The sequence below is a fragment of the Fischerella sp. JS2 genome, assembly GCF_032393985.1.
Classification (GTDB): domain Bacteria; phylum Cyanobacteriota; class Cyanobacteriia; order Cyanobacteriales; family Nostocaceae; genus Fischerella.
Map to the genome: position 1 here is coordinate 3,889,400 of NZ_CP135918.1, position 15,016 is coordinate 3,904,415.

12 protein-coding genes are annotated in these 15,016 nt (G+C 45.1%); 6 read left to right on the top strand and 6 right to left on the bottom strand.

Going from position 1 to position 15,016, the window contains the following annotated elements; genetic code table 11:
• Nucleotides 1-2 precede the first annotated feature (2 nt).
• The 6 genes from RS893_RS16435 to RS893_RS16460 all read left to right on the top strand — a co-directional run bounded on the left by RS893_RS16435 (nt 3) and on the right by RS893_RS16460 (nt 8,735).
• Nucleotides 3-1,244: a polyketide synthase gene (locus RS893_RS16435; protein WP_315785266.1), complete on the top strand. Its 1,242-nt coding sequence runs from the start codon at nt 3-5 to the stop codon at nt 1,242-1,244.
• Nucleotides 1,245-1,261: 17 nt separating this feature from the next.
• Nucleotides 1,262-1,953, top strand: a protein-coding gene (locus RS893_RS16440) for an IS1 family transposase (protein WP_315784082.1) whose coding sequence is annotated in 2 segments (ribosomal slippage) — nt 1,262-1,586 and nt 1,586-1,953 — 693 coding nt in all. Because the reading frame shifts where the segments join, the coding sequence is not laid out codon by codon here.
• 40 nt (nt 1,954-1,993) lie between these two features.
• Nucleotides 1,994-6,661: an SDR family NAD(P)-dependent oxidoreductase gene (locus RS893_RS16445; protein ID WP_315785269.1), complete on the top strand. Its 4,668-nt coding sequence runs from the start codon at nt 1,994-1,996 to the stop codon at nt 6,659-6,661.
• Nucleotides 6,662-6,686: 25 nt separating this feature from the next.
• Nucleotides 6,687-7,274 carry a hypothetical protein gene (locus RS893_RS16450; protein WP_315785272.1) on the top strand — a complete coding sequence of 196 codons (588 nt, stop codon included), beginning with the start codon at nt 6,687-6,689 and terminating at the stop codon, nt 7,272-7,274.
• A gap of 148 nt (nt 7,275-7,422) precedes the next feature.
• Nucleotides 7,423-7,881 carry an acyl-CoA thioesterase gene (locus tag RS893_RS16455; RefSeq protein WP_315785275.1) on the top strand — a complete coding sequence of 153 codons (459 nt, stop codon included), beginning with the start codon at nt 7,423-7,425 and terminating at the stop codon, nt 7,879-7,881.
• A gap of 314 nt (nt 7,882-8,195) precedes the next feature.
• Nucleotides 8,196-8,735, top strand: coding sequence for a hypothetical protein (locus tag RS893_RS16460; protein WP_315785278.1), 540 nt, complete (start codon nt 8,196-8,198; stop codon nt 8,733-8,735).
• A gap of 818 nt (nt 8,736-9,553) precedes the next feature.
• Here RS893_RS16460 and RS893_RS16465 read toward each other — a convergent pair.
• The 6 genes from RS893_RS16465 to RS893_RS16490 form a co-directional block, all read right to left on the bottom strand.
• Entirely contained in the window at nt 9,554-10,156 is a 603-nt protein-coding gene (locus tag RS893_RS16465; protein ID WP_315785281.1) for a heme-copper oxidase subunit III, read from the bottom strand.
• A 110-nt stretch (nt 10,157-10,266) separates the two neighbouring features.
• Nucleotides 10,267-11,970 carry a cytochrome c oxidase subunit I gene (gene ctaD / locus RS893_RS16470; RefSeq protein ID WP_315785285.1) on the bottom strand — a complete coding sequence of 568 codons (1,704 nt, stop codon included), beginning with the start codon at nt 11,968-11,970 and terminating at the stop codon, nt 10,267-10,269.
• 12 nt (nt 11,971-11,982) lie between these two features.
• Nucleotides 11,983-12,894 carry a cytochrome c oxidase subunit II gene (locus RS893_RS16475; RefSeq protein WP_315785288.1) on the bottom strand — a complete coding sequence of 304 codons (912 nt, stop codon included), beginning with the start codon at nt 12,892-12,894 and terminating at the stop codon, nt 11,983-11,985.
• 66 nt (nt 12,895-12,960) lie between these two features.
• Nucleotides 12,961-13,569 carry a DUF2231 domain-containing protein gene (locus RS893_RS16480; protein ID WP_315785290.1) on the bottom strand — a complete coding sequence of 203 codons (609 nt, stop codon included), beginning with the start codon at nt 13,567-13,569 and terminating at the stop codon, nt 12,961-12,963.
• A complete protein-coding gene (locus tag RS893_RS16485) occupies nt 13,566-14,066 on the bottom strand; it encodes a DUF2231 domain-containing protein (RefSeq protein ID WP_315785293.1) in 501 nt (166 codons plus the stop codon). Before RS893_RS16485 ends, RS893_RS16480 begins: the two co-directional genes overlap by 4 nt.
• A 582-nt stretch (nt 14,067-14,648) precedes the next feature.
• Nucleotides 14,649-14,879, bottom strand: a complete 231-nt coding sequence (locus RS893_RS16490; protein WP_315785296.1) for a DUF6887 family protein — start codon at nt 14,877-14,879, stop codon at nt 14,649-14,651.
• Between the last annotated feature and the right edge of the window lie 137 nt (nt 14,880-15,016).

Consider the following 15,016-nt stretch of genomic DNA (forward strand, 5'->3'; position numbering starts at 1 on the left):
ATATGAAGCCTGCGATCGCGATCGTTGGAATGGCCTGTCAATATCCAGATGCTCGCTCACCCATTGAGCTTTGGGAAAATGTACTAGCGCAGCGTCGAGCGTTTCGGCGTATACCATCAGAGCGTTTATCATTAGAAGATTATTGGTCTGATGACCGCAACGCAGTTGACAGCACTTATACAACCCAAGCAGCTCTAATTGAGGGCTATGAATTCGATCGCCTTCACTTTCGAGTCGCAGGAAATACATTTCGTTCGGCTGATTTTGTCCATTGGTTAGCCTTGGATGTGGCAACTCAAGCCTTAAATGATGCTGATTTTTTAAACAATAAAGGTTTACCCCATGAGCGAACGGGAGTGCTAGTTGGTAACACGCTTACAGGAGAATTCTCTCGCGCCAACACATTAAGATTGCGCTGGCCGTATGTACATCGGGTTGTAGAAACCACATTAGCAAAAGCAGATTTTTCACCTCAGCAGCGTTCTGCATTTTTACAAGAATTAGAAGCAACCTACAAAGCTCCCTTTCCCGAAATAACTGAAGAAACTTTAGCAGGTAACCTTTCTAACACGATTGCCGGACGCATCTGTAATCATTACGACCTCAAAGGTGGTGGTTATACCGTTGATGGAGCCTGTAGTTCTTCATTGCTGGCGGTTGCCAATGCTTGTACAGCCTTGATTGTGGGCGACTTGGATGTAGCCATTGTCGGTGGTATCGATCTGAGCCTCGATCCATTTGAACTAATTGGATTTGCCAAGACAGGCGCATTAGCATCTGATGAGATGCGCGTGTATGATGCTGGCTCTAATGGTTTCTGGCCAGGTGAAGGATGTGGCTTTGTAGTGCTAATGCGTTATGAGGATGCAGTAGCTCAACATCATCAAGTTTACGCCGTAATTCGCGGTTGGGGAATTTCGTCGGACGGTAAAGGCGGAATTACACGTCCTGAAGTAGAAGGGCAAACTATAGGATTAAACCGTGCTTATGAGCGTGCTGGTTTTGATGCGGCAACAGTTGCTTATTTTGAAGGGCATGGCACAGGTACGAAAGTTGGTGATGCCACAGAACTTCAAGTTCTCTCGCAAATTCTCCAAAAGGCAGCCATTGATACTCCTTTGGCAGTCATTAGCTCGATCAAAGCAAATATTGGTCATACGAAAGCAGCCGCAGGGATAGCTGGCTTAATTAAAGCCACTATGGCACTCCATACACAAATTTGGCGTTGCATAATAGCGGTATGAATTGAGGTCAATTAATCATGGAATGTCCACGCTGTGGATCTTGTCATAACCGTAAGAATGGAAAGAAAAGAGGTAAACAGAATCACATTTGCTGTGATTGTGGTCGTCAATTCATTGATGTCTATAAACCACCCAGGGGCTACTCGGATGAAATCAAACAAGAATGCCTAAAAATGTACGTCAATGGTATGGGATTTCGTGGAATTGAAAGGGTGAAAAACGTTCATCATACTACCATTATTCATTGGGTTAAACGAGTGGGTACACAATTGGCGGATACACCAAATTCAAAGGAAATTCCGCAGGTGGGAGAACTAGATGAATTAGAAACATTTATTGGTTCAAAAAAAATAAAATCTGGTTGTGGACGGCGGTAAATCACTTTACTCAAGGTATTCTTGCTTGGGTTTTAGGTGATCGTAGTTCGACTACTTTCCAACAGTTATGGAACATTGTCCAGTGTTGGCAGAGTTATTTTTACGTCACAGATGGATACCCTGTTTACCCTTGTTTTGTTCCTGATGGTGACCAAATTGTGAGTAAGACCTACATGACACGAGTCGAAAATGAAAACACAAGGCTTAGACATTATTTGGCTCGTCTTCATCGTAAAACTTTATGTTATTCCAAAACCGAGGAAATGCTGAGATACTCTGTTCGATTGTTATTGCACTACCTCAAATATCGTTCTGTTCCCTTACCTGCCTAAAACATACCTTTATTCAGCAACGCCACAAATTTTACCTCCCATGACGGGCTGTACGCAGGTTCATCCACAACTAGCACAAGAGACTTCGATACGGGTACTTGATCGCGGTGAACTTTGGCCTACTAATTCTCAATTACGCGCTGGAGTCAGTGCAATGGGTTTTGGTGGAATTAATACCCATGTTGTACTAGAAGGAATTAGCACAAGGCGGCAAGTACTTAGTAGTCAGGAACACAGGTTATTATCTTCTGCTCAAGACGCTGAACTGATGTTGGTAGCTGCTGAAGATGCAAATCATTTGCTTCTACAAGTAGAGCATTTGTTAACTTTAGCACCTAAGTTATCTCGTTCAGAGTTAACAGATTTAGCTGCTCAGTTAGAAAAAAATCTAACTGATCGTACAGTGCGGGCAGCAATTATCACATCAACTCCCCAAGAACTAACAACCCAATTAGAGATTTTGCGATCGTGGTTGCAAGAAGAATTCACTGTTCGGCTCGACAGTCGTATGGGAGTGTTTTTAGGAGTAACCATAGATAAACCGCAAATCGGATTTTTGTTTCCAGGGCAAGCCTCTCCCACTTACTTCAATGGTGGAGCATGGGAACGACGATTTGAGTGTGTACACGACCTTTATCAGTGGGCAAATCTTCCACAAAATAGCGATCGCAAAGCCACAGCAGTGGCACAACCTGCGATCGTCACTGCTGCAATGGCAGGATTAAGAGTCTTAAACAAATTTGGCATCGCAGCCAGTGTCAGCGTTGGACACAGCTTAGGAGAACTTTCAGCACTGCATTGGGCTGGTGCTTTTGATGAAGCTGAGTTATTACGGATTGCGACTGTGCGTGGGCAGACAATGACCAAGGTAGGTAATACCCTTGGTGCAATGGCGAGTATTCAGGCATCGCAACCTGTAGTGGAGAATTTAATTAACGGCGATCGCGTTGTCATTGCGGGGTTGAACTCGCCTCAACAGACAGTCATTTCCGGTGAAGTTACTGGTGTCACCACAGTTGTGAATCGAGCGCAAGCAATGGGATTAAAAGCTGTTACCTTACCTGTATCCCATGCTTTCCACTCACCTTTGGTAGCAGATGCAGCCCAACCATTCGCAGACTATTTAGGGCAAGAAGCATTTCAAACATTACAGCGAACTGTGGTTTCTACGGTGACGGGGAGAGCGATTGATTACACTGAAGATTTGCGATCGCTTCTGCATCGGCAAATCACTGCCACCGTTAGATTTATTGAGGCAGTTACCAAGGCTGCGGCAGGAGTTAACCTGTTTATCGAAGTTGGGCCGGGTCGCGTTTTATCAGGATTAGTTACTGAATTTGTGGACGTGCCAATAGTATCATTGGATGCTAGCGGTTCTTCTTTAAAAGGCTTACTACAGGCAGTTGGTGCGGCGTTTGTCGTTGGCACACCAGTTAAACACAAAGAACTGTTTAGCGATCGCTTTACCCGACCATTTGATTTGAACTGGCAACCGCAATTCTTTGTCAATCCTTGTGAGTTAGCACCAAGGCTGCAAGAGGCAGAGGGCAGAAGGGGTAAGTCACAAGGGGATTCAACCCCTCCTGACTTGGAGTCACTGAACTCTCGTTCAGTGGAGTTCTTACACTCTTGCTCCTCCTGGTCGCAGCCGCGAACAGAGGGCAGAAGGAATACTGCCCTCTGCCCTCTGCCCTCTACCTTTGTTGATCGATCGCCATTAGAATTAGTTTGCCAGCTTGTCGCACAACGGGCAGAACTTCCTGTCAGTGCGATCGCAGATCATCATCGATTGTTGAGCGATCTTCATCTCAATTCAATCACAGTGAGCCAAATTGTAGTCGAAGCAGCGCGATCGCTTAATATCGCCCCACCGATTGCTCCAATTAGTTATGCCGATGCCACGGTTGCTGAAGTCGCTCAGGCATTAGAAGAACTCTTACGCCTCGGCAGTTCGCAAGCTGACAGTGTTGCAGAACGCTTACCTTCAGGTGTGGATGCTTGGGTGCGTACATTTACAATTGAACTAGTGGAGCGTTCCTTGCCTCGTCGTCAAGTTGCTAACTTGCCAGGATCTTGGAAAGTAATTACAACCTTAGATCATCCTTTAGCAGAACCTTTGCAGCAAGCATTTCAGGACTGTGAGGGTAGTGGAGTAGTCGTCTGTCTTCCTGCTGTTGAGCTTGGTACAGCATCTTTACAGGAACTTCCTCATATTGAGCTATTGCTAGAAGCCTATAGTGCAGTGTTGGCACAAGAGAATGCTCGGTTTGTGCTGGTTCAACAAAGTGGAGGTGGAGCAGGATTTGCTCGAACCCTTTATCTAGAAGCGCCACAGGTGACAACTTGTGTAGTTAATGTGCCAATGGATCGTTCCCAAGCGGCCGAATGGGTGCTGGCAGAAGCAAGAGCAGCAATAGGTTACTCTGAGGCACACTATGATGAGTTGGGAATAAGATACGAGCCAGTACTCAAAGTATTACCCCAGTTAGAAACATCTGCTGTTCCCCTGAAAGCAGATGATGTGTTGCTAGTCACAGGTGGTGGCAAAGGAATTACCGCAGAATGTGCGTTTGCCTTAGCTAAAGAAACGGGAGTGCGATTGGTGTTGTTGGGGCGATCGCAACCAGAGCGAGATCCTGAACTGTTGACCAATCTCGACCGCATGACTGCTGCGGGAATTGAATTTCGTTACATTGCCACCGATATTACTGATGCAGTTGCAGTGAAATCGGCTATCCACACAGCAGAAGCAGCATTCGGTTCCATTTCCGCCATTCTGCACGGTGCAGCCCGCAACGTTCCGCAACTGTTGAGTAACCTGGAACAACAAGATTTTCTTCACACCCTTGCTCCTAAAGTTCAGGGTTTGCAGAATGTCCTGGCCGCAGTCAATCCAGAGGATTTGCGACTGTTGATTGGCTTTGGTTCGATCATTGCTCGCACAGGCTTACCCGGTGAGGCGGACTATGCCCTAGCAAATGAATGGCTAGTACATCTGATTCAACGCTGGCAAGCAGATCATCCTCATTGTCGCTGCTTGGCTATCGAGTGGTCGATCTGGTCTGAAGTGGGAATGGGTTCCCGTTTGGGCAGTATAGATACCCTGTTGCGGCAAGGGATTACTCCGATTCCGACAGATCAAGGGATTGCCATGCTACGTCACCTACTAACTCAGCCATTCGCTGGTTGTGCGATCGCAACTGGGCGTTTCGGTGGACTCCCGACAATCCAGCTTGAGCAAACAGAACTGCAATTACTGCGTTTTCTAGAACAGCCACGAGTCTACTATCCTGGTGTAGAACTTGTAGTTGATGCCACCCTATCCACAGGAACCGACCTCTATCTGAATGACCATCAGTTTCAGGGAGAACGGGTGTTTCCCGCCGTCTTGGGGTTAGAGGCAATGGCACAGGTAGCTATGGCATTGGCAAGCACAGAGGAACTACCCGTATTCGAGCAGGTAAAGTTTGAGCGTCCTGTTGTTGTTGCCGAATCCACACCTTTGAAAATTCAGATTGCTGCCTTGATGTATGAGTCGGGACACATTGAAGTTACACTCAGAAGTGAGCAGACTGGATTTGCAGTGAATCACTTCCGAGCTACCTGTTGGATTGGCACACAGGGATCAGAGATTGGTCAACTATCCACCCATGCGCTCAATTTGGCATCTGTTGCCGATTTTGTTTCGCTGAATCCACAGCGCGACCTTTATGGTGAAATACTGTTCCATCAAGGCCGATTTCGGCGATTGTCTAGCTATCGCCAACTGAGAGCGAAAGAGTGTCTGGCGGAAATAACACCAGATCCAGGCAGTAATTGGTTTAGCTCTTACTTACCTGCACAACTAATTTTAGGCGATCCAGCAGTCCGAGATGCCGCAGTTCATGCCTTGCAGGCGTGCATTCCCCAGGCAACAATTTTGCCGATCGCTGTTGAGCGATTGGAATTGAGTAGTCTTCCAAGTACAGAACCACAGTTTGTCTATGCCAAAGAGCGATCGCACGATGGCAACACCTTTATTTATGACCTAGAAATTTGCGATCGCTCAGGTCAAATTCTAGAACGCTGGCAGGGATTGCAGCTAAAAGTGATTCAGTCATCACTAGCGAAAAATCCTTGGGTCGAATCATTGCTCGGCCCCTATCTGGAACGGCGAATTCAAGAACGCTTTCCTTCAGCAGATATTGCTATTATAGTTGATTGCAACCCTAATATAGAACGCCGAGTACACAGCGATCGCGTCATTCAACAAGCTATTGGGTCAAAAGTACCAATCTGGCGGCGATTCGATGGCAAACCAGAAGTAGTAGGTTGCCAGCAAGTTTCTGTGTCTCATACCGAAGCTTTGACTATAGCTATTGTCGGCAAAGGTGCAATTGGCTGTGATGTTGAACCCGTAGTTTCCCGTCCTGTCTCAATCTGGCAAGACTTGCTGGGGATAGAGAGATTCAAACTAGCAGAAATTATTCATCAGGAAACGGGAGAAGACCAGAATACTGCTGCGACTCGTATTTGGACAGCAATTGAGTGTCTCAAGAAGGCTGGGGCTATAGAGAATGCCCCCCTGATCCTCGCTAGTTTAACCGCTAGTAATGATGAAGTTTTGCTCCAATCAGGAGATTTGTCGATCTCCACCTTTGATATATCTGTGCAGTCCTTTGCCCACAAACTAGTCTTTTCTGTGCTTCTAAACAAACGATACTTCTGAATTAAACCTACAGGAGGTACTTGCGATGACGATTACCAAAAATTCCCTCAGAAACTCCAAATTCCCAATATTCCAATCTCTGATCCATGCCCTAAATGGGCGTTGGCATAAACGAGCCATGCAGATTTTTATGATTGTTATCCTTGCTCATTTGTCCGAACACTTGTTTCAGGGATTTCAGCTTTGGGTACTGCATTGGCCTAGACCCCAATGTCTTGGCGTACTCGGACTATTCTATCCCTCTTTAGTGCATTCAGAGTGGTTGCACTACGGTCACGCTCTGTTTATGCTTTTGGGTTTAGCATTGTTGCGTCCAGCAATTACAATTACACAGGCGCTTTTCTGGTGGAATATTGCCTTTGCTATCCAATTCTGGCATCACATTGAACACGCCTTATTATTAGGTCAGTCACTGATCCATAAGAACCTATATCAATTTGCTGGGCCAGTGAGTATTGCACAGATCATCGCTCAATACTTTAGCGATCGCCCTTTTACTGGTCAACCCTGGCTGCCGCGAATCGAACTGCATCTTTTCTACAACCTGATCGTGCTGATACCGATGCTGATCGCCCTGCGCTACCATCGGTTTCCTCCAGCGAGTGATGTTTAATACCAATTAACCCAAATGAAACAACAGATTTAAACCAGGAAAGTCTTGCTCCATCTAAGTTTATTAATTAAAAATTCCAAATTGGTATAAGTCTGTTGGTGACCATTTATGCATAGGCTACAACAAACTTGATGTTTAAGGAGGGTAGATGAAAGCATATGAATATATACATATTGTGGGTTTTGAAGAAACTAACCTCGTCGGAAATGTTTACTACGTAAACCACCTGAAATGGCAGGGTCGTTGTCGTGAGATGTTTCTTAAAGATTATGCCCCTACAATTTTGGCAGAACTATCCCAGGGTCTAGCTTTGGCTACTGTTCGGGTGTCTTGTGAGTATTTTGTCGAACTTTATGCCTTCGACACTATCGCCATCCGGATGCGTATGAAAGAACTTACCCAAAATCGAATCACAATGCTCTTTGAGTACTGGAGACTTACAAGTGGTAACGAAGAATTGATCGCTCGTGGTGAGCAGCAAATAGCCTGCATGAAACGAGAAGGAGAGCGAATGCTGCCAACACCTGTGCCAGCAGCACTGAGGGAAGCTTTACAGCCCTATGCGGAACCCAGGATGGGTAGTGGTAAGCAGGGGGTGCTGGGGTAGAGGAAAGTGCAGGGGGAGAGAACAGAGCAGAGGGAGTAGGGGAAGCAGGGGAAGAAAGGGGGAAATAGATAATACGTTCTCCCCCAGCCCCGGCACTTTCCCAGCCTTCTCTTCTCCCCCCAGCGTCCTCAAATTTCCCAACCTCCCCTGCTTGCCATCACCCAACAATTTTGGGTTGGCAAGCCCACTAAAAAGTCATAGCCGATGCCAAGAGTGTACATCGGCAAATCTGGTAAACCTCACTGGGGAGAAATACTCAACCGCTCTCTGCGGTTAGTATTCCCAGATTGAGATGATTTAAATGGAGGTTAATTATGGTATTTACTGGTCTTTTGCCGTCGATCGGTATGGAGATCCCGTGCAGTTGCTACGCGGTCAACGTACCCCTACAAGTGAATGTCCTCGGACTTGTGACGCTGGACTTCAAGGGCGGGATCACCGTGCGAGTAGAGGAAAACCTCTCACAAGGTCTCGGCGGTGTCAAGTTAAGAGTAATTGGCCACGAGGTTTCGGCTGATAGTCCGGTACTTGGCAGAGTTACCATCAGTCAGGCCGATGCCGAGGTAACACCCCTGAGTCTGCTCGAACTCATCAAGCAGCTCCCGCCCACCTTCCGGCAAACAATGTATCTGGATTTCACTGTTACCATCGAAAAGCCACCCGGAGGCGGCCCGCCCTTAGTGCTGTCAAACACTAAGACAGCCAGGCTGATCAACGACAACCTGACGCAGTTTCCGCCGCAGGGTGCTGTTTATCGGCTGCAAGAACCCGTTGACCTTGCGCCTGTCGGTGCGCCGACTGAGGTCGTTGCCCAGCTGCTACAGTTCCCCGTTACGGTTACGCACAACCCGTAACCAGCCAAACTGAGAGCCGTCGCCGTGGACTAAAAAGGGGCTAGAGCGGCCGAGGTTTTGCCAAGCTTGCTCAACTCGCCCATAGTTACCAACAGCACAGCTCAACGATGCTCACTAACAAAACCTCAGTTCGGGTTAAGATGATTTTGCCGCTAGTTCTACGAAGGAATAGGAGTTTCGTCCAACGATAGAATCATGGTTTCAGCTTATCCCGAACTCAGGTTAACTAGTTAGGACTATCATGGCAACGGTATTTAGATGCGTTTGTCCTGGGAGGGTTGGGGAGTTGACAGGTGTAGGTTTATTACATAGATGTGAAGTTTTGAGTATTTTAGCTGATTGACAAAAGGTGCTTTATCTTAATCTTTCACGGATGAAGAGCCTCTGACTCTTCTTGAGAATGGTGCAAGATGTCATAAGACTTACAAATCAAGCATAACTTGCTTGTCTTATATTTAATTCAGCAACTGAAATGCCCAAGTATTCTTATGTGCTTGGTTTGATTTTAATTGTCGCGGGGTCAGGCACAGCCCTACCTGCTCTTCGTGCCAGTTGCGTAAGTCCTGTGTCAGTTGAAACGGACTGAAAGATAAGTTTAGTAAGCTTTAGCTTACTTTCGCTTTCAGGCAAGAAATTTATTTCTTGGCGATCAAAAAACAGGTGCAAAACATAACATAAACCGCTTGAAAGTAGAATTAACCCAAGACAGTTTATTGTTCAATAAAATCGAGTGAAACACACCTCACCCCCTCTCCTTACTAAAGAGAGGGGGTAGGGGGTGAGGTTTTATACCTGACTGAATTGAAAGTAGCTGTAACTTACTGCCAAATGTAGAGAAGCACAAACAACACAATCCAAATCACATCAACAAAGTGCCAGAAAAGTGAAGTTGCATTCACACCAAAATGGCCAGACTCAAAATTACCTGGAATAAAAGAACGCACCAAAATAATCAACTGTAATAGAATACCTGTGAGAACATGCAAACCGTGAAAACCAGTAAGCAGGTAGAACATTCCACCAAACGCGCCAGAAGTAAAACCAAATTCCAAACCTTTCCACTCAATTGCCTGTCCAACCAAAAAGTAAGTCCCCATCGCTATAGTTGCCAACAAAAACAGGCGATATCTCCACAAATTGTGGCGTTGCAGCGCACGTTCTGCCAAATAAATCACAAAACTACTAGCAACCAAAACCACCGTATTAATAGCAGGCGCTACCACTTCCAACCCATCAACACCAGGCGGCAACCAATTAGGAGTTGTGAGTTTATAAATAATATATCCGGCAAAAAAACTGAGGAAAATAACACTTTCAGATAGTAAAAATATAACGAAGCCAAACATTTTATTGCCTTCTTCGTCATGAGTATGCTCTGCATGATGCAGGTGCAACTCTTCTGAAATCAGATAACCGTCCATTGCTGAAATTCTCCGTACAGTTAGCAGCATCAACAGGTTGTAATTTAAACGCAAAGGAACGCTGAGTTTAGCGCAGAGGAACGCGGAGTTTTAGTTTCCGCGTCTTTGCGTCAATCTATACTCGTTAAAGTAGGGTTAGTAGATAGATAGTTATGACTATGAGTTTGAGCAACTAAAGGTTCCAACTTGCCATATCCATAAGGCTCACTAATGACCACAGGAATCTCTTCAAAATTTTCTATAGGTGGTGGTGAAGAAACTTCCCATTCCAAACCAATAGCTTGCCAAGGATTAGCTGATGCTTCCTCGCCACCTACCCAAGCACTAATCATATTCAGAATAAAAGGTAGAGTAGACATACCTAACATAAACGCACCAACACTAGCAACAATATTCCATAACTCATACTCTGGAGCGTAGGAAGCAACTCTACGCAACATCCCTTGTAATCCTAATGGATGCATAGGGAAGAAGTTGAGGTTAGTACCAATAAACGCTAACCAAAAATGCAACTTACCCAAACCTTCGTAGTACATTTTGCCTGTCATCTTGGGGAACCAATGGTACATGGCTGCATACATCCCCATCGTCACCGTTCCATAAAGAACATAGTGGAAGTGACCAACGACAAAGTAGGTATTGTTGACGTGAACATCCACAGGCACAGAAGAAAGCATGATGCCTGTAATCCCAGCAAAGACAAACAACACCAATCCACCTAAGGCAAACAACATGGGTGTAGTTAGGCGTAATTTACCGCCCCATATTGTCGCTACCCAAGCAAACACTTTAATTCCAGTCGGTACAGAGACAAACATAGTTGTCAACATGAAAATCATCCGCATCCAACCAGGAGTTCCACTGACATACATGTGGTGTACCCAGACGATCGCACTGACTACGGCAATTAAGATTGAGGAAACGGCGACTACTTTGTAACCAAATAAAGGTTTACGAGCATAAACGGGGAATATCTCTGAGAAAATCCCAAAGATGGGCAGAATAATCACGTAAACAGCAGGGTGAGAGTAAAACCAGAAGTAGTGCTGGAACATGACTGGATTACCACCGTTCGCTGGGTTAAAAAAGCCAGTACCAACGGTGAGGTCGAGTAACAGCATGACTGCACCTGCTGTCAAGGCTGGGAGTCCGAAAAGTTGGATAATTTGAGCGCTGAATACTGCCCAAACGAACAGGGGCATTCTAAAGAAGGTCATCCCTGGGGCGCGCATCTTCACAATCGTGGTGACAAAGTTGACTGCGCCCATAATTGAAGACACACCAGAAATTGCCACTGCGAGCAACCAGATGACTTGTCCGTTAATTAAGTTACCTGTGGGATTCTGGAGACTCACTGGTGGGTAAGACCACCAACCAGCTTGGGCTGGGCCACCAGGCACAAAAAAGCTAGCCATTAACAGAATGCCGACAACTGGTACCATCCAAAAAGCGGCAGCATTAAGGCGAGGAAATGCCATGTCCCGCGCCCCTATCATCAGGGGTACAAGGTAGTTTGCTATACCAACTAAGGATGGGAATGTCCACAGGAACAGCATGACTGTACCATGCATGGTAAACATGCCGTTGTACATGGTGCGGTCAATTAAATCTGAATCAGGGGTGATGAGTTCTCCCCGCAGTATCATGGCAAAGATACCGCCTACCAGGAAGAAAATGAATGAAGTAACAAGGTACTGGATACCAATGACCTTGTGATCAGTACTAAAGCTGAAGTATCGCTTCCAGTTATCAGGACTGGGGTGATGAGTTTGTTCACCTGCGATACCGATACTTTCAATGGTAACGTTGGTCATCGCTTTGTTTTCCTATGAACCAGGATAATTAACCACAGGAGGTGCAGCCGGGGCGACTGTTGTCCAGCCAGCTGCTTGGGCATACTCAGAAACTGCCTGATTTTTGGCTGGAGAAGGTTTGCGGGTTGCAGCTTTGGTGAGCCACTGCTGGTAATCTTCTGGTGATTCAACTACAACATCGGCTTGCATGGTTGCAAAGTATGTACCACTGTATTGAGAATCTGTGAGTTGATATTTACCCAGCCGAATGGGGGTGAATTCAAAGTCTATAGTTTGGTTAGGCACTATGTCTTGTTTGAGGCGAAAGGCTGGTACGTACAAGCCATGCAGAACATCTTCAGATTGCAGTGCGAGACGCACTCTTTTGTTCGCGGGTAGGTGTAGTTCACTACTGGTGACATTCTTTTCTGGATAGTGGAAGACCCAAGCCCATTGTTTGGCAAGAACATCGATTTTTTCTACAGGTGTAGTGGTAGCGTCAACAGGTGCGTCTTTTGGTGCTGCATAAGCTGATTCCATCCCCATCGGCATACGGAAATGGACGTGTTCATTTGGCCCTTGAATCCCCATTTGCTCGTAGATTTGGTAGCTGTAACCAGCAATCCACAGTACCAGCATAATGGGGATAGCTGTCCAGACGACTTCGAGGGTAATATTTCCTTCGATTGGTGGCCCGTCGCTGATGTCGCCTTTTTTCGCCCGATGAAAAATAACCGAATACATCAGAGTTCCGGTGACACCCAGGAAGATAAATGCTCCGAGTGTTACCAAGAAGCTAATCAAATCATCAACGAGTCGCGATTCCGCAGCCGCCTGGGGAGGAAGCCAGGAGTAAGCCTGTTTCCCAATCCAGAGACTAGTAGTTGTGAGTGCGATCGCACTCGTTGCAAAGGTGAGAATTTTGAGTAATTTCTGGATTTTCATGGCAATAGAAGAGTTGGTTGTTAGTTGTTGATAGTTGGTTGGTGGTTGTTGTTTGACTACTAACCACTAACCTTTTATAATTGCGTTGAGGTCTTGACCAATTCTGAGCAATTGGTCGGCAGTGTTATGGATGCCGAATTCCGCAGCCATTTGCGCTCCCAAAGTACCATGAACATACATCATAAACATGATTGCCATTCCGACAGCGAGATAACTCAGCTGCACTTGTCTATCTTCGTCTTTGCGCCAAATGAAGCGTTGTAATCCGCGCCAGACTGTCATCCCTACAATCAAGGCTAGGAGTATAACACCACCCACACCATGCCACAACATTGTTTCCATAGCTTGCATACCCCAGGCACTTTTAACATCTACTGGTGCTTCTGCAAGCATGATTTCGTAAAAGCCTGCTGCTACTGTCAAAAAGGTAATCATGGCTGAAGCCAGCATGTTATACCAGCCAACATCAAAGAAGTTAGCACGTTCCACTGGTAATGCTAAATATTTGTAGACAAATTGATGTAAGGGGAAAAATACACCGACAATATCAAAGAGAATGGCAATGATGAACAAACCCAAGGTCAGATGCACTAAGTTGGGATGAACAGGAATGGTGTAGGGTAGTCCGTTTGCGCCTAGTTTAGCTCCCAATTGGTCAATCAGTTCTGCGTTCATCGCAAAATACCATCCTTTACTGCTTCAATTACTGGTACTGTGTGCAGTCCATACACCCAAACAAGTTGATCTCCCAGATACACCTGCATACCAACGATGGTGACTAGAAGTAGTCCTACTCCTAAATAGCCGATGGGTAATTTTTGGGGGTTGCGCGTACGAATTACATAACGCCAAGCTGTGATTGCAGCAATAATTCCTGAAAGCGACCAGCCAATCAGGGTATGCATATTCAGTACTGATTTTGCTAGATGATAAGGTTTTGCCAAACCTGCTTCAAACTGACCAAAAATGATCGCAACGAAGATGGCAACAGTTGCAAGACACATATTCCACCAGCTGACCTCGAACAGACGAGAGTTACGGGTAAAATAACCTATTACATCACAGCAGAAGGCAAACAACACCATTGCGATGACAAAATGAACAACGATGGGATGAATCGTATCTGGATAGGGTAAATTGTGGTCATTCAAACGCGTTAGATACTCAAGCATGAAATTCTCCTGGGTATATCTGCTGCATATAAGCTCAATTTTCAAGATTGGCGTCCATAAATATCATTACCAGCATTCATACTTAACCGATTTGGTTATGATCTGTGCGTGGCGAAATCCGGTTAGTTAAGAATCAGCTTGGTTTTAGGTTCCAATGAATTTAGTTTAATTTTTAGACTCAAAACTTAACAATTAACATATAACGATAATATTCTTAAACAAAACTAAAAAATGTATTTTTTAATCAGAACTATAATTACTAAATGTCAATAGTGAACTATTATTAATAATGTATTAAGAAAAGCTTTTTGCTGATTAATAAAAGTATTTCTCAGTAATTTTTGATTAAAAAATAATGATATAATACGAAACATATTGTATTTTTTAATAAAAAACATCAGGTGATATTTCTATTTTCATAATTTCCATATGATGTGAATTAAAACAATATAGGGTTATTCAAACTTATCTCACCGCACAACCAAAGGCTAGCGGGTCAAATTCCCGATTACCTGCCGCAGATAGCTTTTGCAACTGAATCGACCATGTTAGTGTTCCGGTGCTTTCCCTGATTCCAATAGATTATTCTTGCTCGGTCGGCTCAAACGCAGTGTTAGCCTGCTCACCACTGCTGCTTCTTGCTGCTTTTAACTTTTGACGAATAGCTGCTTGAACTTTCTCATCAAAATCAGGATCTTCTGAACTTGCAATAATCCTAAGCGGACGCTGATTGATTCTGTTCAAGTATGCTTGAAGAGTAGCTTGATCTCCACGATGTTTAAGAAAGTACTGTTTCAATTCAGCGTCGGACATTGCATCATGGTTAATTCGGCTCATCAGCAAACTCTCTATTAGGTAAGATTTGGAACTCAAGCTCTTCGTCATACCCAGCTAATATATATGTTACGACTTCGATATCAACACAAATTAAGATGTATGGGCTAAGTCAT